This window comes from Pseudomonas sp. TE12508, from assembly GCF_056279485.1.
Genome location: NZ_JBWCCN010000004.1, coordinates 199862 through 223938, shown reverse-complemented (window position 1 = coordinate 223938; position 24077 = coordinate 199862). Strand labels below are relative to the sequence as shown.

At 60.1% G+C, this 24077-nt stretch carries 18 protein-coding genes; 13 read left to right on the top strand and 5 right to left on the bottom strand.

The genetic code is table 11. The annotated features are described in order from the left end of the window. Nucleotides 1-253: 253 nt before the first annotated feature. A complete protein-coding gene (locus ACZ9IM_RS07250) occupies nucleotides 254-1630 on the bottom strand; it encodes an L-serine ammonia-lyase (protein ID WP_427625026.1) in 1377 nt (458 codons plus the stop codon). A 437-nt stretch (nucleotides 1631-2067) separates the two neighbouring features. On the opposite strand from ACZ9IM_RS07250, the gene ACZ9IM_RS07245 reads away from it, so the two are divergent. The 3 genes from ACZ9IM_RS07245 (at nucleotide 2068) to choV (ending at nucleotide 5101) form a co-directional block, all read left to right on the top strand. Continuing rightward, the gene (locus ACZ9IM_RS07245; protein WP_008072543.1) at nucleotides 2068-3015 is read left to right on the top strand and encodes a choline ABC transporter substrate-binding protein; all 948 of its coding nucleotides are present in this window, start codon (nucleotides 2068-2070) and stop codon (nucleotides 3013-3015) included. A 65-nt stretch (nucleotides 3016-3080) separates the two neighbouring features. Beyond that, nucleotides 3081-3926, top strand: coding sequence for a choline ABC transporter permease subunit (gene choW, locus ACZ9IM_RS07240; protein WP_007907521.1), 846 nt, complete (start codon nucleotides 3081-3083; stop codon nucleotides 3924-3926). Beyond that, entirely contained in the window at nucleotides 3923-5101 is a 1179-nt protein-coding gene (gene choV, locus ACZ9IM_RS07235; protein ID WP_052966693.1) for a choline ABC transporter ATP-binding protein, read from the top strand. The genes choW and choV overlap by 4 nt, the downstream gene beginning before the upstream one ends. Before the next feature lie 198 nt (nucleotides 5102-5299). Here the strand turns inward: choV and ACZ9IM_RS07230 are convergent, their stop codons facing one another. Next, the gene (locus tag ACZ9IM_RS07230) at nucleotides 5300-7249 is read right to left on the bottom strand and encodes a BCCT family transporter (RefSeq protein ID WP_229768770.1); all 1950 of its coding nucleotides are present in this window, start codon (nucleotides 7247-7249) and stop codon (nucleotides 5300-5302) included. Between the two features lie 379 nt (nucleotides 7250-7628). Between ACZ9IM_RS07230 and betI the strand changes: the two genes are divergently transcribed. The 9 genes from betI (at nucleotide 7629) to yccS (ending at nucleotide 21532) form a co-directional block, all read left to right on the top strand. After that, nucleotides 7629-8222 (top strand): transcriptional regulator BetI, encoded by a 594-nt coding sequence (betI, locus tag ACZ9IM_RS07225; RefSeq protein ID WP_123497243.1) that lies wholly within the window; start codon nucleotides 7629-7631, stop codon nucleotides 8220-8222. 107 nt (nucleotides 8223-8329) lie between these two features. After that, nucleotides 8330-9802 carry a betaine-aldehyde dehydrogenase gene (gene betB / locus ACZ9IM_RS07220; RefSeq protein WP_427625022.1) on the top strand — a complete coding sequence of 491 codons (1473 nt, stop codon included), beginning with the start codon at nucleotides 8330-8332 and terminating at the stop codon, nucleotides 9800-9802. A gap of 205 nt (nucleotides 9803-10007) precedes the next feature. Next, nucleotides 10008-11711, top strand: coding sequence for a choline dehydrogenase (gene betA / locus ACZ9IM_RS07215; RefSeq protein ID WP_476223623.1), 1704 nt, complete (start codon nucleotides 10008-10010; stop codon nucleotides 11709-11711). 276 nt (nucleotides 11712-11987) lie between these two features. Beyond that, the gene (locus ACZ9IM_RS07210) at nucleotides 11988-13430 is read left to right on the top strand and encodes a TldD/PmbA family protein (RefSeq protein WP_427625020.1); all 1443 of its coding nucleotides are present in this window, start codon (nucleotides 11988-11990) and stop codon (nucleotides 13428-13430) included. Then, nucleotides 13430-14779: a TldD/PmbA family protein gene (locus tag ACZ9IM_RS07205; RefSeq protein ID WP_427625019.1), complete on the top strand. Its 1350-nt coding sequence runs from the start codon at nucleotides 13430-13432 to the stop codon at nucleotides 14777-14779. The genes ACZ9IM_RS07210 and ACZ9IM_RS07205 overlap by 1 nt, the downstream gene beginning before the upstream one ends. A gap of 137 nt (nucleotides 14780-14916) precedes the next feature. Beyond that, nucleotides 14917-16344, top strand: coding sequence for a multidrug transporter subunit MdtD (gene mdtD, locus ACZ9IM_RS07200; RefSeq protein ID WP_427625018.1), 1428 nt, complete (start codon nucleotides 14917-14919; stop codon nucleotides 16342-16344). Nucleotides 16345-16477: 133 nt separating this feature from the next. Then, nucleotides 16478-17815 carry an ATP-dependent RNA helicase DbpA gene (gene dbpA / locus ACZ9IM_RS07195; RefSeq protein ID WP_238542572.1) on the top strand — a complete coding sequence of 446 codons (1338 nt, stop codon included), beginning with the start codon at nucleotides 16478-16480 and terminating at the stop codon, nucleotides 17813-17815. Between the two features lie 131 nt (nucleotides 17816-17946). Next, the gene (locus tag ACZ9IM_RS07190) at nucleotides 17947-19125 is read left to right on the top strand and encodes a BaiN/RdsA family NAD(P)/FAD-dependent oxidoreductase (protein ID WP_476223622.1); all 1179 of its coding nucleotides are present in this window, start codon (nucleotides 17947-17949) and stop codon (nucleotides 19123-19125) included. Between the two features lie 223 nt (nucleotides 19126-19348). Next, nucleotides 19349-21532, top strand: a complete 2184-nt coding sequence (gene yccS, locus ACZ9IM_RS07185) for a YccS family putative transporter (protein WP_476223621.1) — start codon at nucleotides 19349-19351, stop codon at nucleotides 21530-21532. Nucleotides 21533-21677: 145 nt separating this feature from the next. Here the strand turns inward: yccS and ACZ9IM_RS07180 are convergent, their stop codons facing one another. Continuing rightward, complete coding sequence (locus tag ACZ9IM_RS07180; protein ID WP_476223620.1) at nucleotides 21678-22415, bottom strand: substrate-binding periplasmic protein; 738 nt, start codon at nucleotides 22413-22415, stop codon at nucleotides 21678-21680. 258 nt (nucleotides 22416-22673) lie between these two features. Between ACZ9IM_RS07180 and ACZ9IM_RS07175 the strand changes: the two genes are divergently transcribed. Further along, complete coding sequence (locus ACZ9IM_RS07175) at nucleotides 22674-23126, top strand: GNAT family N-acetyltransferase (RefSeq protein ID WP_476223619.1); 453 nt, start codon at nucleotides 22674-22676, stop codon at nucleotides 23124-23126. Between the two features lie 125 nt (nucleotides 23127-23251). Here the strand turns inward: ACZ9IM_RS07175 and ACZ9IM_RS07170 are convergent, their stop codons facing one another. Then, nucleotides 23252-23548, bottom strand: a complete 297-nt coding sequence (locus tag ACZ9IM_RS07170; RefSeq protein WP_007894945.1) for a winged helix-turn-helix domain-containing protein — start codon at nucleotides 23546-23548, stop codon at nucleotides 23252-23254. Nucleotides 23549-23574: 26 nt separating this feature from the next. After that, nucleotides 23575-24066 (bottom strand): M48 metallopeptidase family protein, encoded by a 492-nt coding sequence (locus tag ACZ9IM_RS07165; protein WP_476223663.1) that lies wholly within the window; start codon nucleotides 24064-24066, stop codon nucleotides 23575-23577. Nucleotides 24067-24077 lie beyond the last annotated feature (11 nt).

Sequence of the window (24077 nt, the reverse complement as noted above, 5' to 3'; positions counted from 1 at the left end):
TACCCCGTTGCCTGTGAGCAAATCGGTAGCACTTGTGGGAACAGGGCTGCGACGCTCCTGGGGAGAGTGTCACCGCAAGCACAGGTGACGGACGGTCAGGGCCGGTTTGGATCCCTGACCTTGGGTGAGGCGCATATCTGTAAGCGACGCGCCAAAACGTGGCGCGTTTTGGTGCGAGTGTTCACTTGCCGCGCAGTTTTGACTGGTCTGAAGCTATCGCGAGCAGGCTCGCGATTGGGGGGGCAACCCGGTCTCAACACTCGACCGCGCTAACCGCCAACCCACCGCGCGATGTCTCTTTATATTTGTCATGCATGTCGGCACCGGTATCACGCATGGTGCGGATCACCCGGTCCAGCGAGATAAAGTGCTGACCGTCGCCGCGCAGCGCCATCTGCGCCGCGTTGATCGCTTTCACCGCGGCAATCGCATTGCGCTCGATGCACGGCACTTGCACCAGGCCACCCACTGGGTCGCAGGTCAGGCCGAGGTTGTGTTCCAGGCCGATTTCCGCCGCGTTGCACAATTGCTCCGGTGTGGCCCCGAGAATCTCCGCCAACCCGGCCGCCGCCATGGCGCAGGCCGAACCGACTTCACCCTGGCAACCGACCTCGGCACCGGAGATCGAGGCGTTCTTCTTGCACAGAATCCCCACCGCCGCGGCACTGAGGAAGTAATCGACCACATTGGCGTCGGTCACTGCCTCGCTGAACTTCATGAAGTAGTGCAACACCGCCGGAATGATCCCCGCCGCGCCGTTGGTCGGCGCCGTAACCATGCGCCCGCCAGCAGCGTTTTCTTCGTTGACCGCCAGGGCGAACAAGTTCACCCACTCCATGGCGCTCAGGGTCGAGCCGATCACGTTGGGCTTGTTCAGTTCTTGCAGGCTGCGGTGCAATTTGGCCGCGCGACGACGCACATTCAGGCCACCTGGCAAGATGCCTTCGTGCTTAAGGCCTTGCTCCACGCAATCTTGCATCGCACGCCAGAGTTTCATCAGGCCGGCGCGAATTTCCTCTTCGCTGCGCCAGACTTTCTCGTTGGCCATCATCAGCTCTGCAACGCGCAGGTTGTGCTGCTTGCAGAGACTGAGCAGCTCGACGGCACTGGAGAAGTCGTAAGGCAGCACGGTGCGATCCAGATCCACCACGCCGCTGGAAGCCTGTGCCTCATCGACGACAAAACCGCCGCCGATGGAATAGTAGGTGTCGCGATGCAGTTCACCGTGATCGCCTTCGGCAACCAGGGTCATCGCGTTGGGATGGAATGGCAGGTTCTCGTCGATCAGGCGCATGTCCCGGGCCCAGATGAACGGGACCGACAAGCGACCGTCGAGCAATAGCGTGTTGGTTTCACGCAGGGCCTCGATGCGGATGCCGATTTGCGACGGATCGATCGCGTCCGGCCATTCGCCCATCAACCCCATGATCACCGCGTTGTCGCTGCCATGACCGATGCCGGTGGCCGAAAGCGACCCATAAAGCTGAACTTCAACGCGACACACCTGCTCCAAAAGTCCCTGTTCACGCAAACCTTGCACGAACAGCGCCGCGGCGCGCATGGGCCCCACGGTGTGCGAACTGGAAGGGCCGATGCCGATTTTGAACAAGTCGAAAACGCTGATAGCCATTACTGCTGAACTCCTGGATGTGCCTGCTCCAGGCGCAAAAGCGCCCAGTGACGGAGCTGCTACGCTCAAGCTGCAATCCGCCGAGATGGCCGCATCATCAGGCTTTTGTCATGTCGTTCAACGTCTCACACCGACGCACTCATGCCCGCTAGCGCCGCAAGCCGCTTACGCAGTGTTTTCGCCGTTTTTTTGCGGATCAGCGGGGCAAAACGGGCTGAAAAAAGCTGTAAACGACGTTACCGACACTGGATGCGACCATCCCTGTACTGGTTACGACGCACCCTGTAGGCGTCAGATTTTCACTGGTACATGATCGTATCGACTCGATTGCTAGGCGCCGTGGTAGAGATGTCTCCAAAACGCCATCCAACCGCAACAGATAAGTGCGGTGGTCCAGTCGGAACACTGCCAAAAAAAACACCAAGGAGTCGCCCCTTATGAAAGGTTCCCCGTCGTTGTTGTTGGCCGCCATGCTGAGTCTGCCGTTTCTGGCTCAAGCCGCAGAACCGGCCCAATGCAGCACCGTAAACTTCTCCGATGTCGGCTGGACGGACATTACCGTCACTACCGCCACCACCAGCGTCGTTCTCGATGCCCTGGGCTACAAGACCAAGACCACGATGATTTCCGTGCCGGTGACCTACAAGTCCCTGGCCGACGGCAAGAACATGGACGTATTCCTCGGTAACTGGATGCCGACCATGGAAAACGACATCAAGGCCTACCGCGATGCCGGCACCGTGGACACGCTGCGCGCTAATCTGGAAAACGCAAAATACACACTCGCCGTCCCCGAAGAGTTGTATAACAAAGGTCTGAAAGATTTCGCCGACATCGCCAAGTTCAAGAAAGAACTCGACGGCAAGATCTATGGCATCGAACCGGGTAACGACGGCAACCGCCTGATCCAGAGCATGATCGACAAGAACGCCTTCGGCCTGAAAGACGCCGGCTTCAAGGTGGTCGAGTCCAGCGAGGCAGGCATGCTCTCGCAAGTCGATCGCGCCCAGCGCCGCAACACCGCCGTAGTGTTCCTGGGCTGGGAACCGCACCCGATGAACACGCGATTCAAGATGAAGTACCTGACCGGCGGCGACGAATACTTCGGCCCGAACTTCGGCCAGGCGACCATCTACACCAACACCCGCAAGGGTTACGCACAGGAGTGCAGCAACGTTGGTCAGTTGCTGAAAAACCTGGTGTTTACCCTCGACATGGAAAGCACGCTGATGGGCAACGTCCTGGACGACAAAATGAAGCCTGACGCGGCCGCCAAGGCCTGGCTGAAAAAGAATCCACAGGTACTCGATACCTGGCTTGCTGGCGTGACCACCATTGACGGTAAACCTGGCCTGGAGGCCGTAAAAGCCAAGCTTGCGCAGTAATGCTTACGCCGGGCGAGTTCGCTCGCCCGGGCTGTTTATTCCCTTGCATGCGGACGTTCACTACCATGCTGATTGATCAGAAAATACCTTTAGGCCAGTACATCGCGGGCTTCGTTGAATGGTTGACGCAAAACGGCGCCAGCACCTTCGACGCAATCGCCGTGTCACTGGAAACGATGATCCACGGCGTGACTTTTGCGCTGACCTGGTTCAACCCGCTGGCATTGATCGGCCTCATCGCGCTACTGGCACACTTCATCCAACGCAAATGGGGCCTGACCGTTTTCGTCATCGCCTCCTTTCTGCTGATCCTCAATCTGGGGTACTGGCAGGAAACCATGGAAACCCTCGCCCAGGTGTTATTCGCCACCCTGGTGTGCGTGCTGATCGGCGTGCCGTTGGGCATCGTCGCCGCGCACAAACCGATGTTCTACACAGTGATGCGGCCGGTGCTCGATCTGATGCAGACCGTGCCAACCTTCGTGTACCTCATTCCTACCCTGACCCTCTTCGGTCTGGGTGTGGTCCCGGGTCTGATTTCGACGGTGGTGTTCGCGATTGCCGCGCCCATCCGCCTGACCTACCTGGGTATCCGCGATGTTCCGGACGAACTGATGGACGCCGGCAAGGCCTTTGGCTGCTCGCGCCGTCAGCTGCTCTCGCGAATCGAACTGCCCCACGCCATGCCAAGCATCGCGGCCGGTATCACCCAGTGCATCATGCTGTCGTTGTCGATGGTGGTGATTGCGGCACTGGTGGGCGCCGATGGCCTGGGCAAACCCGTGGTCAACGCACTGAACACTGCTGATATCGCCCTGGGCTTCGAAGCAGGCCTGGCGATCGTACTGCTGGCGATCATGCTCGACCGTATCTGCAAACAACCCGACGCTAAAGTAGGGGGTGACGCATGAGCATTATTCGCTTCGAAGACGTGGACGTGATCTTCTCCAAAGACCCGCGCGAGGCGCTCAAACTCCTCGACCAGGGCATGACCCGCAACGAGATTCTGAAAAAGACCGGGCAAATCGTCGGTGTCGAAAAGGCCAGCCTGGACGTCGAAAAAGGTGAAATCTGCGTACTGATGGGCCTGTCCGGCTCCGGTAAATCCAGCCTGTTGCGCTGCATCAACGGCCTCAACACCGTCAGCCGTGGCAAGTTGTTCGTCGAGCACGAAGGCAAGCAGATCGACATCGCCTCGTGCACGCCGGCGGAACTGAAAATGATGCGCACCAAGCGCATCGCGATGGTGTTCCAGAAGTTCGCCCTGATGCCTTGGCTGACGGTGCGCGAGAACATCAGCTTCGGTCTGGAAATGCAGGGCCGGCCGGAGAAGGAACGGAAAAAACTGGTCGATGAAAAACTCGAACTGGTGGGCCTGACCCAGTGGCGCAACAAGAAACCCAATGAGCTCTCCGGTGGTATGCAACAGCGTGTCGGCCTGGCCCGAGCGCTGGCGATGGACGCCGACATTCTGCTGATGGACGAACCGTTCTCGGCCCTCGACCCGCTGATTCGCCAAGGTCTGCAAGACGAACTGCTGGAGCTGCAACGCAAACTGAGCAAGACCATCGTTTTCGTGAGTCACGACCTCGATGAAGCCCTGAAGCTCGGCAGCCGTATCGCCATCATGAAAGACGGCCGGATCATCCAGTACAGCAAACCGGAAGAAATCGTGCTGAACCCTGCGGACGATTACGTGCGCACCTTCGTCGCCCACACCAATCCGCTGAACGTATTGTGTGGTCGCAGCCTGATGCGCACCCTGGATAACTGCAAACGCATCAACGGTTCGGTGTGCCTGGATCCGGGCGGCGATTCGTGGCTGGACCTGGCCGAAGGCAACACCATCAAAGGCGCACGCCAGAACGGTTCGAGCCTGGACCTGCAGAACTGGATACCGGGGCAAGCGGTTGAAGGTTTGGGCCGTCGGCCAACATTGGTGGATTCCAACATCGGCATGCGCGATGCGTTGCAGATTCGTTACCAGACCGGCAATAAGCTGGTGCTGCACGACAACAACAAGGTTGTCGGGATTCTCGGTGACAGCGAGCTGTACCACGCGCTGCTCGGCAAGAACCTGGGGTAAGAAGCAGCAGACACAAAAACGCCGCGAGAGATCGCGGCGTTTTTGTTTATGGGATATCGGGTAATGCAGTGTTGGAGTTGAAGACCCCATCGCCAGCAGGCTGGCTCCCACATTGGAATGCATTCTCTTGTGGGAGCCAGCCTGCTGGCGATGAAGCCGACGCGGTGCTTCGGACCGAAACACCGCGTCCTCGATTACTCAGCTATAAACCCGGCCAAGCAGCTGCCGATGGCTTTCAAACTGATCGAGCACGTCACGAGTGATCTGATCCTGAGTGAAGCCCATCAGGTCGTAATCCTGGCTGCCGTTATGCAGGTACACCTCGGCGCGGTAGTAACGTGCGCGCGGTTCATCAGCGCTTTCAGCAGACACCGTGTCACTCGCCGCCGCCAGATAACCATCCAGGCTCACTTCGTAGACAAAAGGGTTGCCCTCTTCCATCTCGATCCGCACACCCATGCAGCGCTTGGCCTTGCCCAGCAACGTCTGCACATCCAGGCCCTGAGCACGCAATTGCACAGCCGCGTCTTCCAGCGCCGGGCTGACGCGCTTGTCCATGAAACGCTGAACAATCGACTGGTTCGGTTGCAGATCCAGCTGGGTCAGACGCTCGCTGAAACCACGACGACCACGCGCCGCCAGTTCCGCTTGCTCCTGTTCGATTTGCACGTCCTGGCGCATGGCCTTGTGCAAGCCGAACATGAAGAACACCAGCACTACCGAGAACGGCAGCCCCGCCAGCACCACCATGGTTTGCATGGCTTCGAAGTTACCGGCGAACAACAGACCGATGGTCACCAGAGTGATCACTGCCGACCAGAAAATCCGCAGCCAGTGCGGCGCATCTTCGTCAACATTGCCGCCCTTGCAGGAAAGGTTGGCCATCATCACCGCGCCGGAATCCGCCGGGGTCAGGAACAGCACGAAGCCGACAAAAATCGACACGCCGATCACGATCTTCGACGCAGGGTAATGCTCAAGCAACTGGTAGATCGCCATCGACGGCTGTTCCAGCGCCGTCTTCCCGAGTTCCACCGCCCCATGGTTCATCACCAGGTCCAGGGCCGAGTTACCGAAGATCGACAGCCATGCCAGGGTGAAGCCCAGCGGAATCAGCAACACGCCGGCCACCAGCTCACGCACCGTGCGACCACGGGAAATACGCGCGATGAACATGCCGACGAATGGGGCCCAGGAAATCCACCAGGCCCAGTAGAACAGAGTCCACAGGCCCAACCAGCGGTCGGACTTCTCACTGTCGCCTTCATACACATAGAGGTCGAACGTCTTCAGCACCACGCCATTCAGGTAGTCGCCGATGTTCTGCACAAAGCCGTTAAGCAGGTGCAGGGTCGGGCCGAACAGCAGCACGAAAATCAGCAGACCGCTGAACAACACGATGTTCAGGTTGGACAGGCGGCGAATACCGTTTTCCACGCCAGACACAGCGGCGATGGTCGCCACGGTGCTCATCACAATGATCACGATCAGCAGGTTGGTGTTGCTGTGCTCCATGCCGAACAGGTTTTCCAGCCCAGATGACACTTGCAGCGAACCGATCCCCAGGTTCGTCACCAGCCCCAGCAGGGTCACGAACATCCCGAAGCCGTCCACCGCATGACCGGCCGCGCCTTTGACCCAACGCTCGCCGACCAGCGGATACAGCGCCGACCGCAACGCCAGCGGCTGGTTATGACGGTAAGCAAAGTACGCCACGGCCAGGCCGACCAGTGCGTAGATCGCCCAGCCATGCAGACCCCAATGCAGGAATGTCAGTTGCACCGCCTGACGGGCCGCAAGGTTGCTGCCGGCCACGCCTTCCGGCGGATTGAAATAATGATCCAGCGGCTCGGAAGCACCGAAGTACAGCAAGGAAATGCCGATACCCGACGAGAACAGCATCCCCGCCCAGGCGCCATAGCTGAAGTCCGGGGTGTCGTCCTTGCTGCCCAGCTTGAGCTTGCCGTAGGACGAAAACGCCAGGCCAACCACAAAAACCAGGTAGGCAGCGATCACCACCATGTAGTACCAGCCGAAGCTGCGGGACAACCAGGCCTGGGCAATGCCGAGCATTCTGCCGGCCTCTTGCGGGGCGATGATCAGAATGGCGGTCAACAGCAGAATCAACGCGGTAGAGGTGTAAAACACCCAACCGTTGACCGTCACCTTCTCGGGTGGGGTCTTTATTAGAGAGGCAGAACTCATGGCACAGATGCTCCAGGCAGTGCGAGAGAAAAACACAAGGCAACGCGTTACCCGACCATTCGGTTAGTTGGCAGCCGACCAGCGGGTGATATAAAGACAGCCCGAAAAAAGCCCGAAACCCCTGAACGCCTGAGCGTGTGGGTTTCGAGCATTTTCAGATGTCGTTTTTCCGCCAACTACGCGTAGGAAAAACCTGTAGGCAGCGACGAATTGTCGCAGATCTTATTCTTTGTTGATTGAACGTTCAATCAAAACAAAATAGACTGGCCTTCAATCCGATAGACGTTTTACGTCCGCCGGAAGGCCTAAGGAGATGTGCAAGATGCCCAAGGTCGGTATGCAACCCATCCGCCGCCAGCAATTGATCGAAGCCACATTACAGGCTGTCGATCGGGTCGGCATGGGGGACGCCAGCATTGCGCTGATCGCCCGTTTGGCCGGTGTCTCGAATGGCATCATCAGTCACTACTTTCAGGACAAGAACGGCCTGATCGCCGCCACGGCGCAGTATCTGATGAGTGTCCTGAGCGAGAACGTCACCGCGCGCCGTCAGGCGCTGGAGGACACCAGCCCACGGGCTCACCTTCAGGTGATTATCGAAGGCAACTTCGACGCCAGCCAGGTCAATGGCCCGGCAATGAAAACCTGGCTGGCCTTCTGGGCCACCAGCATGCACCACCCGTCTTTGCACCGGTTGCAGCGGATCAACGATCACCGTCTGTATTCCAACCTGTGCTGCCAGTTCCGCCGTGTGTTGCCGCTTGATCAAGCGCGCAGTGCCGCCCGCGGCCTGGCAGCCCTCATTGACGGTTTGTGGTTGCGCGGCGCGCTGTCGGGAGATGCTTTCGACACCGGGCAGGCGCACCAGATCGCTTACGAATACATGGATTTCCAACTGGCCAAGCAGGTGAGTTAGAGCACACAGAACCGCTCAGCACCTGAACCGCTACCGACCGCGACGCCACTGCTACACGGCTCGCCCGGTGGTTAATGCCAACTAACTTATGCACTTGCGAGGACTTTATGGCCCGTTTCGAACTGCAAAAACTCTACATCGATGGCGGCTACAGTGACGCCAGCAGCGACGCCACTTTCGAAGCCATCAACCCGGCTAACGGTGAAGTCCTCGCAACCGTACAACGTGCGACCAAGGAAGACGTTGAGCGCGCTGTGGTCAGCGCCGAAAAGGGCCAGAAAATCTGGGCTGCAATGACCGCCATGGAGCGTTCGCGCATCCTGCGTCGTGCCGTCGACATCCTGCGCGAGCGCAACGATGAACTGGCCGCCCTGGAAACCCTGGACACCGGCAAGGCGTACTCCGAAACCCGTTACGTCGACATCGTCACCGGCGCTGACGTGCTGGAGTACTACGCAGGCCTGGTGCCGGCCATCGAAGGCGAGCAGATTCCGCTGCGCACCACGTCTTTCGTTTACACACGTCGCGAGCCATTGGGCGTCGTGGCCGGTATCGGCGCGTGGAACTACCCGATCCAGATCGCTTTGTGGAAATCCGCACCGGCCCTGGCAGCCGGTAACGCAATGATCTTCAAGCCAAGCGAAGTCACCTCCCTGACTACCCTGAAACTGGCCGAGATCTACACCGAAGCGGGCCTGCCAGCCGGTGTGTTCAACGTGCTGACCGGCAGTGGCCGTGAGGTCGGCACCTGGTTGACCGAGCACCCACGCATCGAAAAAATTTCCTTCACCGGCGGCACTGACACCGGCAAGAAGGTCATGGCCAGCGCTTCCGCCTCGTCGCTGAAAGACGTGACCATGGAACTGGGCGGTAAATCCCCGCTGATCATCTTCGACGACGCCGACCTGGATCGCGCCGCCGACACCGCGATGATGGCCAACTTCTACAGCTCCGGTCAGGTCTGCACCAACGGCACTCGTGTGTTCGTACCGAGCCACCTGAAAGCTGCGTTCGAAGCCAAGATCGTTGAGCGCGTTGCCCGTATTCGCGTCGGTAACCCGGAAGACGAAAACACCAACTTCGGCCCGCTGGTCAGCTTCGCCCACATGGAAAGCGTGCTGGGTTACATCGCCAAAGGTAAGGAAGAAGGCGCTCGCGTTCTGTGCGGCGGCAGCCGTCTGACCGAAGGCGAATTCGCCAAAGGCGCGTTCGTGGCACCGACCGTGTTCACCGACTGCACCGACGAGATGACCATCGTTCGCGAAGAAATCTTCGGCCCGGTGATGAGCATCCTGACCTACGAAACCGAAGAAGAAGTGATCCGTCGCGCCAACGACACCGAGTTCGGCCTGGCCGCTGGTGTCGTTACCAAAGACCTGAACCGCGCTCACCGTGTGATCCATCAACTGGAAGCCGGTATCTGCTGGATCAACGCCTGGGGTGAGTCCGACGCCAAGATGCCGGTCGGCGGCTACAAGCAGTCGGGCGTGGGTCGTGAGAACGGCATCAGCTCGCTGAACAACTTCACACGCATCAAATCGGTACAGGTCGAACTGGGCGATTACGCCTCGGTTTTCTAAAGCCCTGCGAGGTCTCTGTGGCGAGGGGGCTTGCCCCCGTTGGGCGGCGAAGCCGCCCCCTCTCCAGACACCGCAAGTCTTCAGATAGAAAGTGGTCGCAGATTCTACGACTGCTGCGCAGCCGAACGGGGGCAAGCCCCCTCGCCACAGTTGCACGGCGTCCAGGCGACCGCGACCTGACCCAATACCAAAGAGGGTGCATTCAATGTCCCAAGAATTCGATTACATCATCATCGGTGCCGGCTCGGCCGGTAACACCCTGGCGACCCGTCTGACTGAAGACGAAGGCGTCACCGTCCTGCTGCTCGAAGCGGGCGGCCCGGACTACCGTCTGGATTTCCGCACACAAATGCCGGCCGCCCTGGCGTTCCCGCTGCAAGGTCGTCGCTACAACTGGGCCTATGAAACCGATCCAGAGCCACACATGGACGGTCGCCGGATGGAATGCGGTCGCGGCAAGGGCCTGGGTGGTTCTTCGCTGATCAACGGCATGTGCTACATCCGTGGTAACGCCATGGACTACGACAACTGGTCGAAACTGCCCGGTCTGGAAGACTGGACCTACCTCGACTGCCTGCCGTATTTCCGCAAGGCGGAAACTCGTGACATCGGCCCGAACGACTACCACGGTGGCGACGGTCCGGTCAGCGTGACCACACCGAAAGCCGGCAACAACCCGCTGTTCCACGCGATGGTTGAAGCCGGCGTGCAAGCCGGTTACCCGCGCACCGAAGACCTCAACGGCTACCAGCAAGAAGGTTTCGGCCCGATGGACCGCACCGTGACGCCGAACGGCCGTCGCGCGAGTACCGCTCGCGGTTACCTGGACGTCGCCAAGAAGCGTTCGACCCTGACCATCGTCACCCATGCCCTGACCGACAAGATCCTGTTCGAAGGCAAGCGTGCGGTCGGCGTGCGTTACCTGATCGGCGCCGCTGAAGAGCGCGTTGAAGCCCGCGCCCGCAAAGAAGTACTGCTGTGCTCCGGCGCCATCGCTTCGCCGCAGATTCTGCAACGCTCCGGCGTCGGCCCGGCCGAACTGCTGAAGAAACTCGACATCCCGGTGGTCCACGACCTGCCAGGCGTTGGTGAAAACCTGCAGGATCACCTTGAGCTGTACCTGCAATACGCGTGCACCCAACCGGTCTCGCTGTACCCGTCGCTGCTGCTGCACAACCAGCCGGCCATCGGTGCCGAGTGGCTGTTCAACGGCACCGGTATCGGCGCCAGCAACCAGTTCGAAGCCGGCGGTTTCATTCGCACCCGTCCGGAATTCGATTGGCCGAACATTCAGTACCACTTCTTGCCGGTGGCGATTAACTACAACGGCAGCAATGGTGTGAAAGAGCACGGCTTCCAGGCGCACATGGGCTCCATGCGTTCGCCAAGCCGTGGTCGCATCCAGGCCAAGTCCAAGGATCCGCGCGAGTACCCGAGCATCCTGTTCAACTACATGGCCACCGAGCAGGACTGGCAGGAATTCCGCGATGGCATCCGCCTGACCCGTGAAATCATGCAGCAACCAGCGCTGGACGCCTTCCGTGGCCGCGAAATCAGCCCGGGTATCGAGGTGCAAACCGATGAGCAGCTGGACAAGTTCATCCGCGAACACGCCGAAACCGCGTTCCACCCGTCCTGCTCGTGCAAGATGGGCAGCGACGAGATGGCCGTGGTCGATGGCGAAGGTCGTGTGCACGGCATGCAAGCCCTGCGTGTGGTCGATGCCTCGATCATGCCGATCATCACCACCGGCAACCTGAACGCACCAACGATCATGATGGCCGAGAAAATCGCCGACAAGATCCGCGGTCGCAAGCCGCTGCCACGTAGCAAGGCTGCCTACTTCGTGGCCGGCGATGCGCCGGTGCGTGGCAAGCCGTTGCGGGATGTGAGCCTGACCGCGCAGTAAGGCATTTAGACGGCGGCGCGGCCAATCGCGAGCAGGCTCGCTCCCACAGAGTTCAGGTCGAATTACAGATTTGTGATCAACCTGGATCCCCTGTGGGAGCGAGCCTGCTCGCGATAGAGCCCGACCAAACGACGCATAACTTCCTGACTCACCCGGCGTAACCCCCTTCCTCCGCCCTTGATCTACCCCCCGCCCAGGCCTAATCTAGCGCCACGCAAACGCTTCACCCCCTCGCAACACCGATACATCGCAACTCCATACCAAGGAGGTTCCCGAATGTTCGATTTCCACCCCCAGCTCAAGCAGCGCTTCGCTGCCTTGCGCACGGGCGCTGAGTTCTTTTCGCTACGTTATGTACGCGAGTCCGGCCAGTACCTGTCGGTGCGCAAGAACGTCGCCGAACCGCCGAGCCTGAGCCGTGACGAAGGCGCGATGCTGACCGTTCGGGTCAACGGCGTCGAAGCCTATGCCGCGACCAACGACTTGTCCCAATCCGGCCTGCAAGCCGCGCTGGAGAAAGCTGAGCAACAAGCCCGTCGACTCAAGCCTCACGCCCTGCTCGACCTGCGCGAGCAAGCCGTCTCCAGCGACCGCGCCGACTATTTCTCGCCCAACCTCGACCAGCCCTTCCCGTCCCTGAGCGACTGCTACCAACTGCTCGGCGCCGAATCTGCCGCCGTGCCCAAGGACGAGCGACTGGTGAACTGGCAGGCGAGCATCGGCATCACCAACGTCGAGCAAATCTACCTCAACAGTGCCGGTGCCGAATTGCGTCAGGCCCAGCGTTTCGTCTATCCGAGCGTGGACGTCACCGCCTACGACGGCAGCGACAGCCAGACCCGTAGCCTGGGCCGCGAGAACTTCGGCCAGCAGGGCGGCTTTGATGTGATCAGCCGTTGCGGCCTGATCGGTGCTGGCCCGAAAGTCGCCGATCAGGCGCTGCAATTGCTGCTGGCGCCGAACACCCCGCAAGGCCCGCGCGACTTGCTGCTGATGCCCGACCAGATGATGCTGCAGATCCACGAGTCCATCGGTCACCCGCTGGAACTGGACCGCATCCTGGGCGATGAGCGCAATTACGCCGGCACCAGTTTCGTCAAGGCAGAAGACTTCGGCAGCCTGCAATACGGCTCCGAACTGCTCAACGTCACGTTCGACCCGGACATCCCCGAGCAACTCGCCAGCTACGGCCATGACGACGACGGCAGCGCTGCCAGCAAGCAATTCCTGATTAAAGAAGGTTTGCTGCTGCGCCCATTAGGCGGAGCACTTTCACAATTCCGGGCCAGCATGGAGGGCGTCGCCAACAGCCGCGCCTGTGGTTGGAACCGTCCGCCGATCGACCGTATGGCCAACCTCAACATCGAGCCCGGCGATCAGCCGCTTGAGCAACTGATCGGCAATATCGAGCACGGCATTTTGATGAGCACCAACCGTTCGTGGTCCATCGACGATGCGCGCAACAAATTCCAATTCGGTTGCGAATGGGGCCAGTTGATCGAAAATGGCGAACTCAAAGGCGTGGTGAAAAACCCGAACTACCGGGCGATTTCCGCGCAGTTCTGGAAAAGCCTCAGCGCTGTCGGCGATGCCAACACCGTCAAAGTGCTAGGCACGCCGAACTGCGGCAAGGGCGAACCGAACCAGGTGATCCGCGTCGGTCACGCGTCGCCGGCCTGTGTGTTCAGCAATGTGGATGTGTTTGGGGGAGATGCCTGATGAGTACTGCCACGAGCACTTCAAATAGCCAGGCCGAGTCGTTCAAGGCCCTGGTCAACTGGTTGCGCGATGCGCTGCGCACACCGGAGCAATTCACCCTCAGCTACGCCGCCGAGTCGTCGGCTTTCGTGCGTTTCAACCACGCCAAGGTCCGTCAGGCCGGGCAGGTGCAGCAAGCGAGTGTCGGGTTCAAATTGATTAACGATGGTCGTCATGCCGATCTGAATATCACCCTGTCGGGCGACCACGAAGTTGATCTTCAGCGTCTGGCCGAAGGTCTGCAACAGTTGCGCGAAACCTTGCCACTGTTGCCTCAGGATCCATACCTGCTGCTTAACCAGAACGACTGGCAGAGCAACAACGTGCAGGAGCATCCGCTGCCGGACACCGAGCAAGTGGTCGCTGAAATCACTCAGGCTGCCGAAGGGCTGGATCTGGTCGGTTTCTATGCCGCCGGGCCGATCAGTCGCGGTTTCGCCAGTTCCTCAGGCGCGTTCGGCTGGCATCAGGCCAACAGCTTCAACTTCGATTTCAGCCTGTTTCATGAAAACGGTCAGGCGGTGAAAGCCAGCTATGCCGGGCACGACTGGAGCAGCGAAGGCTTTGCCAGGCGCTTCCAGCAGGCCCGCGAGCAGTTGGCGTTTCTGGGTCGGCCATTGCGCACGCTACCGCCCGGCGAATACCGCGCCTACCTGGCGCCGGCAGCGCTGGAAGAAATCATGGGCATGCTGAGCTGGGGCGGGTTTTCGGCCCAGGCGATTGCCAGCAAGCAGAGCCCATTGCAGAAGTTCTACGCCAGCGAAGCCTGCTTCAGCCCCAACGTATGGTTGAGTGAGCAGGTCAGCGGTTCCTTGAGCCCGGCGTTTTCCGACGAAGGTTATCCCCGCGATGACCTGGGGTTGATCGCCAAAGGCATGGCCAATGCCCGACTGATCAACTCCCGCAGCGCTGCCGAATACGACCTCACTGCCAACGGCGCGAGCAGCCATGAATACCCGACGGCGCTCGTCATGCAAGGCGGCAATCTGGAGCAGGCGGACATCCTCAAGCGCCTCGGCACCGGGCTCTACATCAGTAACCTGTGGTACCTGAACTACTCGGACCAACCGGCGGCGCGCCTGACCGGCATGACGCGGTTTGCGACTTTCTGGGTCGAGAACGGCGAGATTCAGGCACCGGTCAGCACCATGCGTTTCGATGACAGCGTCTACAGCCTGCTCGGTTCGCAGCTCGAAGCGTTGACCGAGGAGCGTGAATTGCTGCTTTCGGCCAGCACCTACAGTCAGCGGGCGACTGCTTCGGCACTGTTGCCGGGCGCGCTCGTCAGCCGACTTACGTTGACGCTCTGACACAGATCGTTCCCACGCTCTGCGTGGGAACGCCGCCCGGGACGCTCCGCGTCCCATTGCAGGCGTGACGCAGAGCGTCACAGGATGCATTCCCACGCGGAGCGTGGGAACGATCATCTCCGCCCACAAGAGGTCCCATGCCCAACCGCCCACCTCTCGACGCCGTCACCGCCCGCTGGGTACCGTGGGTTGTGGCCATTGCCTTCTTCATGCAGTCCCTCGACGGGACGATCCTCAACACCGCCCTCCCCGCCATGGCCCGGGACCTGGCCGAAGACCCGCTGCGCATGCAGGGCGTCATCATCGCCTACATGCTCACCGTCGCCTTACTGATCCCCGCCTCCGGCTGGATCGCCGATCGTTTCGGCACAAAAAAAATCTTCTTCGGCGCGATCCTCCTGTTCAGCTTCGGCTCATTGCTTTGCGCCTTGTCCAGCACCCTGAGCATGCTCATCGGCGCCCGAGTGATCCAGGGCCTCGGTGGCGCGTTGATGTTGCCGGTCGGTCGATTGGTGGTGCTGCGCGCGTATCCGCGCTCGGAGCTGGTGCGGATCATGGGGTTCATTACCATTCCCGGCCTGCTCGGCCCGCTGATCGGCCCGACCATGGGCGGATGGATGGTGCAATACCTGACCTGGCACTGGATCTTCCTGATCAACCTGCCGGTGGGCGTCCTCGGTTGCTACGCGGTGTGGAAATTCATCCCTGACCTGCGCGGCAGCGAACGCACGCGCTTTGATAGCCTGGGGTTTTTGCTGTTCGGCGCGGCGATGGTATTGATCACCATCGCCATGGAAGGCCTCGGCGAACTGCACCTGCCGCACTTGCGGGTGATGTTGCTGCTGTTTGGCGGCATGGCCTGTCTGGCGGCGTATTGGCTGCGGGCCGGGCACATCGACAATCCGCTGTTTGCGCCCTCGCTGTTCAAGACCCGGACCTTCGCCGTGGGCATCCTCGGCAACCTGTTCGCTCGCCTCGGCAGCGGCGCATTGCCGTTCCTGGTGCCGTTGTTGCTGCAAGTGGCGTTGGGATATTCGCCGTCACAGGCCGGGATGAGCATGCTGCCCCTGGCTGCGGCCGCGATGGTCGCCAAGTCGGTGGCGCGGCCGCTGATCGAACGTTTCGGCTACCGCGCCGTGCTGACCGGCAACACACTGGCGCTGGGGATCATGCTGGCAAGCATGGGCCTGGTCAGCGAGCAGACGCCATATTGGCTGCTGCTGGCTCAGTTGGCGGTTCTGGGGGCGATCAACTCCTTGCAGTTCACCGCGATGAACACCGTCACCCTGATCGACCTCGACGACGCCAGCGCCAGCAGCGGCAACAGTTTGCTGTCGGTGGTCGCGCAATTGTCCCTGAGCCTCGGTGTGGCCTGCGCCGGCGCCCTGCTCGGCGGCTTCACGGCAGAGATCGGCAATGACGGCGTGGACACGGTTCTGGGCGCGTTCCAGCTGACATTTGTGACGGTCGGTATCATGGCGATGCTGGCTGCAACCATCTTCTCGCAGCTTTCGCCCAAGGATGGCCGACGGATGGTCAGCCGCGAGCACGATATCGAGCACTGACCCTACGACTTCTCGTCCGGAAATTTCAGGCGAATGGCCATGAGACTGATACACTGCGCGACATTTTGTTTTGCAGGCCAGTCCCGTGACCACCATCGCCACCGCTTTTAATACTTTGCCGCTGTCCGCCGCCATGCTGGCTAACCTCGACTCCCTCGGTTATGCCCAGATGACGCCGATCCAGGCGCAAAGCTTGCCGGTGATCCTCAAGGGGATGGACCTGATCGCCCAGGCCAAGACCGGCAGCGGCAAAACCGCCGCCTTCGGTATCGGCCTGCTGAACCCGATCAATCCGCGCTTCTTCGGTTGCCAGGCGCTGGTCATTTGCCCGACTCGCGAGTTGGCTGACCAGGTTGCCAAGGAAATCCGTCGTCTGGCCCGTGCCGAAGACAACATCAAGGTCCTGACCCTGTGTGGCGGCGTGTCCTTCGGCCCGCAGATCGGCTCGCTGGAGCACGGCGCGCACATCATCGTCGGCACCCCGGGGCGTATCCAGCAGCACCTGCGCAAGGGTTCGCTGGTGCTCCATGGCCTGAACACGCTGATCCTCGACGAAGCCGACCGCATGCTCGACATGGGTTTCTACGATTCCATCGAAGAAATCATCGCCCAGACCCCGGAGCGCCGCCAGACCCTGCTGTTCTCCGCCACGTACCCGGTGGGCATCAAGCAACTGGCGTCGAAATTCATGCGCACCCCGCAGATCGTGAAGGCCGAGGCGTTCCACGACGATACGCAGATCGAGCAGCGCTTCTATGAGATCTCCCCGGAAGAGCGTATGGACGCGGTGGTCAAAGTCCTCGCGCATTTCCGTCCGGCGTCCTGCGTGGCCTTCTGCTTCACCAAGCAGCAGGTTCAGGAAACCGTTGATCACCTGACCTCCAAAGGCATCTCCGCCGTCGGTCTGCAGGGTGATCTGGAACAGCGTGACCGCGATCAGGTATTGGCCATGTTCGCCAACCGCAGCACTTCGGTGCTGGTTGCCACCGACGTCGCCGCGCGCGGTCTGGACATCGATATGCTGGACATGGTGATCAACGTCGAACTGGCCCGTGACTCGGAAATCCACATTCACCGTGTCGGCCGTACCGGCCGTGCGGGCGAGAAAGGCATTGCGATCAGCCTGGTCGCGCCGTCCGAAGCCCACCGCGCCCAAGCCATCGAGCAACTGCAGAAGTCGCCGTTGAGCTGGGATCAGCTGAGCAACCTCAAATCCCAGGGCGGCGCACCGTTACTACCGGTGATGAGCACGCTGTGCATTGGCGCGGGCCGTAAAGACAAGGTTCGTCCGGGCGACATTCTCGGCGCACTGACCGGCGACGCCGGCATCCCGGGCGCCCAGGTCGGCAAGATTGCGATTTTCGACTTCCAGGCTTATGTGGCCGTGGAGCGCGGGATCGCCAAGCAAGCCTTGCAGCGCCTGAACGACGGTAAAATCAAAGGCCGTTCGTTGCGCGTGCGCATCCTCTAACCTGATCGTTCCCACGCTCTGCGTGGGAATGCATCCCGTGACGCTCCGCGTCACATAACGGCGGACGCAGAGCGTCCATGGCGGCATTCCCACGCAGAGCGTGGGAACGATCATTGTGTGAGGACACCGTTTTGCGCTCTACCGAAGTCGTGATCATTGGCGCTGGCGCCGCAGGGTTGATGTGTGCGCTGACCGCCGCCGGGCGCGGGCGCAAGGTGATGTTGCTTGACCATGCGAACAAGGCCGGCAAGAAAATCCTCATGTCGGGCGGTGGCCGCTGCAATTTCACCAACATGTACACCGAACCGGGCAATTTCCTCTCGCAGAACGAGCACTTCTGCAAATCCGCGCTGGCGCGCTACACCCAGTGGGATTTCATCGGTCTGGTGGCCAAACACGGCGTGCCGTACCACGAGAAGAAACTCGGCCAGTTGTTCTGCGATAACAAATCCAGCGACATCCTCGAAATGCTGCTCGAGGAATGCGATCAGGTCGGCGTCAGCCTGCACCTGGACACCTCGATTCAGACCATCGAGAAGCTTGAAAGCGGTTATCTGCTGGATACCACGCTGGGCCAGATCACGTGTGAATCCCTGGTGATCGCCACGGGCGGCTTGTCGATTCCGACCCTCGGTGCCACCGGTTTCGGTTATCAAGTGGCCAAACAGTTCGGTCATGACTTGCTGCCGACCCGCGCCGGCCTCGTGCCGTTCACCATCACCGATCAGCTCAAGGAGCTTTGCACCGAGCTGTCCGGTACGTCGGTGGATTGCCTGGTGAGCTGCAACGACCAGAGTTTCCGTGAAAACATCCTGTTCACCCACCGAGGCCTCAGCGGGCCGGCGATCTTGCAGATTTCGTCGTTCTGGGAATCCGGCGACACGGTGGAAATCAACCTGATGCCGGATCACGACGTGCCGACCTGGCTGCAACAGCAGCAGACCGAACGTCCCAACAGCGAGTTGAAAACCCTGCTCGGTGAAATCTTCACCAAGAAAATGGCCAACCTGTTGGCGGACAACTGGTTCGCCTCCAAACCGATGAAGCAGTACACCCACGCCGAACTGGCAGACATCGCCGAAAAACTGGCGAGCTGGAAAGTCGTGCCGGCCGGCACTGAAGGCTATCGCACTGCCGAAGTAACCCTGGGCGGCGTCGACACTCGCGAAGTGTCGTCCAAGACCATGGAATCGCTGAAAAGCCCAGGGCTGTATTTCATCGGTGAAGTGCTCGATGTTACCGGGCATCTGGGCGGATTCAATTTCCAGTGGGCCTGGGCCTCCGGTTACGCCGCTGCGCAGTACGTCTGATCGAACCAATAACCTGTGGGAGCGAGCCTGCTCGCGATAGCGGTCTGACAGTCGACATAAATGTTGAATGTACCGACCTCATCGCGAGCAGGCTCGCTCCCACATTCGTTATGCATTGATCTTTAAAGGAACAGATTTTGCTGTCAGATGTGATCGGCGCCATTGCGTCGACGTCATTAGTGGCTCAATTTAGCGTCATTGCCTCGGAAGGCCTTCGCACTTCATGTCATCAACCACATTTCGGCAGTCTCTGCGTCGCCTCTGGGCGCTGGATAAATTCAGTTATAGCGTACGGGTATTCATCGCCCTGACCGGCAGCATGGCGCTGTGTTGGTATCAGGATGAAATGGGGCTGCTGATTCCGTTGTTCCTGGGGATCATCGCCAGCGCCCTGGCCGAAACCGACGACAGTTGGCAGGGTCGCCTCAACGCGCTCGCAGTGACGCTGGTGTGTTTTATGGTCGCCGCCCTGTCCGTCGAACTGCTCTTCCCCTACCCCGTCCTCTTTATCATCGCCTTTGCCCTGGCCAGCTTCTGCCTGACCATGCTCGGCGCGCTAGGCGAACGTTATGGCGCGATCGCTTCGGCAACACTGATTCTGTCGGTCTACACCATGATCGGCGTGGACCAGCGCGGCGGCGCGGTCACTGATTTCTGGCACGAACCGGTGCTGTTGGTGGCCGGTGCGGCGTGGTATGGCTTGCTCTCGGTGCTGTGGCAGGCAATGTTTTCCAACCAGCCGGTGCAGCAGAGCCTGGCGCGGTTGTTCCGTGAACTGGGTTATTACCTGAAACTGAAGTCATCGCTGTTCGAACCGATCCGGCAGATGGACGTGCAAGCGCAGCGCCTGGAACTGGCCCAGCAGAATGGTAGGGTGGTGGCAGCCCTGAACGCCGCCAAGGAAATCATCCTGCATCGGGTCGGCGACGGTCGGCCGGGGGTGAAAGTCAGCCGTTATCTGAAGCTGTACTTCCTCGCCCAGGACATCCACGAGCGCGCCAGTTCCTCGCACTACCCCTACAATGCGCTGGCCGAGGCGTTCTTCCACAGCGACGTGCTGTTCCGCTGTCAGCGCTTGCTGCGCCAGCAAGGCAAGGCTTGCCGCGCACTGGCCGAATCGATCCAGATGCGCCAGCCGTTCACCTATGACGCAAGCTTCGCCGAGGCCTTGAGCGACTTGCACGCGTCCCTCGAACACCTGCGTATCCAGAGCAATCCGGCCTGGCGCGGCCTGCTGCGTTCGTTGCGAGCATTGGCCGCCAACCTCGGCACCCTCGACCGTTTGCTCAGCGACGCCAGCAACCCCGATGGGCTCGCAGACGCCACCGACAGCAGCTTGCTCGACCGTTCGCCACGCAGCCTCAAGGATGTCTGGATACGTTTGCGCACGCAGCTGACGCCGACCTCATTGCTGTTCCGCCATGCCCTGCGCCTGCCCCTGGCATTGAGCATCGGCTACGGCATGGTGCATTTGATCCACCCGTCGCAAGGTTACTGGATCATCCTCACCACGCTGTTTGTCTGTCAGCCGAACTACGGCGCCACCCGCCGCAAACTCGGGCAGCGGATTATCGGCACCGCCATCGGCCTGACCGTGGCTTGGGCGTTGTTCGATCTGTTTCCGAATCCGTTGATCCAGTCGAGCTTCGCCATCGTTGCAGGGGTGGTGTTCTTCACCAATCGCACCACCCGCTACACCCTGGCGACTGCCGCGATCACGCTCATGGTGCTGTTCTGCTTCAACCAGGTGGGCGATGGTTATGGACTGCTTCTGCCGCGACTGTTCGATACCTTGCTCGGCAGTCTGATCGCCGGGCTGGCAGTATTCCTGTTCCTGCCGGACTGGCAGGGTCGACGCCTGAACAAAGTGCTGGCCAACACCCTGACCTGCAACAGCATTTACCTGCGCCAGATCATGCAGCAATACGCCGCCGGTAAAAGCGACGACCTGGCTTATCGCCTGGCCCGACGCAACGCGCACAACGCCGATGCCGCGTTGTCGACGACGCTGGCCAACATGCTGATGGAGCCGGGGCATTTCCGTAAAGAAGCGGACGTCGGGTTCCGTTTCCTGGTGCTGTCACACACCTTGCTCAGCTATTTGTCGGGGCTGGGGGCACACCGCGAAACCCAACTACCCACGGAGGTGCGCGAGCATTTGATCGACGGCGCCGGCGTGAGCCTGGCTGCCAGCCTCGACGAAATCGCCCAAGGCCTGGCGAGCAAACAGCCGATTGCGATTCAGAGTGATGAGGAAGAAGCGCTGGCCAATGGACTTGAGCAGATGCCGGATGAGATCGATGAAGGGCAGCGTTTGGTGCAGACGCAACTGGCGTTGATTTGCCGGCAGCTGGGGCCGTTGCGGACGTTGGCGGCGCATCTCATTAAAGACACTAGCGAAGCCTGAGATTTGTGGTGACTGGGCGGGCCTCATCGCGAGCAGGCTCGCTCCCACATTGGATCTGTGTCAGGCACAGATCCGCGATACACCGCAGCCCTTGTGGGAGCGAGCCTGCTCGCGATGAGGCAATCAGCCACACCACGAAACCCGCTCACATCCCATGCTGCCTGAGCAACTTCTCATAACTCCCATCAGCCTTCATCGCCGCAATTTCACGGTCGAAACCGGCAACGATCTGTTCATGCTGCGGGTTCTTCAGGCTCACCAGAATATGCAGGCTGTTCTCGCTCAACGGCTTGGGCAAAAACTCCACGGCATTGCGTACCTTGAATGACTCCCGAGCCAGGTAATACCGAGCGACAAACTCGTCTTCCAGAGTCAGCTTGACCCGGTCGGCCGCGACCATGCGCACGGCCATGGCGAAGCTATGCACGGGGACTTTCTGCAGCGACACATCGTCGTCGAATGCTTGCGAATAGGCATAACCGCGTACTACCGCTATCGGAAAAGTGTGCAGTTGGTGCAGATTACTGAATTCGATCGGCGTGTCTTTGCGCTTGAGAAAGCGCACGCGGTTGAGCAGGTACTCGCCGGAAAACTGCCCCAGCTTCGTGCGCTCATCGGTGTACCAGGCGTTGACCAGCACGTCGTAACGCCCCTCGCCTATCCCAAACAAGGCTCGCGCCCACGGCACCTGTTCGAAATCACTGCCATAGCCGGCCCGGGCCAGCGCGGTGCTAACGATGTCCGTGGCCAGTCCGCCATTGACCAGCGTGGCGTCGGTAAAGGGTGGCCAGGCATCGGCTACCAGGCGCAGCTTTTGCGCTGCCGCACTCTGTGTCAGCAACAGCAATCCAATCAAAGCAAACGCTCGATGCAATCGCGGCATGCCAGAAAATCCTTAGCGGGCGGGCTGCCCGACGTGTTTTCAGCCAAAACTCCAAGGTCCCTTTAGCGGCGAAACCCAGGTCCTAACACTAGCTTATCGACGACATTGCACAGCGCTGCATCGCAGATTACACAAAGAAGACAATCTCGCGAGAAATGAATGATGGCATTTTGGCCTTTGTCACAGATTTCTCTGCCATCAAGACATCCCGCGTCAGGACGCTTAGTATCGGAGCAACGTTGTTCAAGGAATCTGAAGATGACAATCGATTGGGTCTGCAAGCACCACAGCGATCTGGGTAAAGAGCAGCTGTATGCCCTTCTGCAGCTGCGCGCCGAGGTGTTCATCGTCGAGCAGAAATGCGTTTATCAGGACATCGATGGGCAGGATCTGGAAGGTGACACTTGCCATTTGATGGGCTGGGACGGAGACCGTCTGGTGGCCTATCTGCGCTTGCTCGACCCGGAGTTACAGGGCGGCGATGTGGTGATTGGCCGGGTGATCATTGCTCCCGCTGCACGCGGCACCGGGCTTGGGCATGAGTTGATGAGCCAGGCGTTGAAACAGGCCGCCAAACGCTGGCCCGAAGTGCCGATCTACCTCTCGGCCCAGGCGCATTTGCAGGGGTATTACGGGCGGTACGGGTTTGTGGTGGTGGGAGAGGAATACCTGGAGGATGACATTCCGCATATCGGGATGCGTCGTTCCTGAGGATCCTATCGCGAGCAGGCTCGCTCCCACATTGGACTTATGGTGTGAACCCTATCTATGTCACACAGAACCCACTGTGGGAGCGAGCCTGCTCGCGATGGCGTCAGCTGAAGCAGCGCAGGAATTCAGGGGTATTCCAACACCGCTTTAATCTGCCGCAGATTGCGCTCGATCCACCCCCGATCAATCGCCCCCCACTCGCGAATCCGATAGCGCCCCGCATGGTTGCGCGCGCCTTCTTCTTGCTCGAACTCACAAACGATATCCAGATCCGCCAATGCCGCAATGGTGTCCTGGGCCGTGCGCCGGGGCATGCCGGTGACTTCGGTCAACGCCGGGACGCTGCTGGCCAACCCGCTATCGATCAGGTACGCCACGTACAACCGGCGGTAGAAGCTGCTTTTGGTCTTGCTCACGTCCATCCATGCGCTCCTTATTAGAAGATCTTCTATTGCATATCCCGCCACGTCAGGTACACCCGCAAATCGAACTCCACCTGGTGATACCCCGGCAACATGTGTTCGCACAGCTTGTAGAACGCCTTGTTGTGATCCGACTCTTTGAAGTGCGCCAACTCATGCACCACGATCATTTTCAGAAACTGCGGCGCCGCGTCCTTGAACAACGATGCGATGCGAATTTCTTTCTTGGCCTTGAGCTTGCCGCCTTGCACCCGGGAAATCGCGGTGTGCAGGCCGAGCGCACGGTGGGTCAGGTCCAGACGGTTGTCGAACAACACCTTGTCGATCGCCGGGGCGTTACGCAGGTATTCCTGCTTGAGGTCCAAAGCATAGGTGTACAGCGCCTTGTCGCTCTGCACCCCGTGCTTTTGCGGATATCGCTGGCTCAGGTAGTCGCCCAGCCGACCTTCGGCGATCAGCTGTCGCACCTGGTCCTGCAACGTAGCGGGATAGGCTTGGAGGTATTTCAACGCGGTCATTGGGGCGGCAA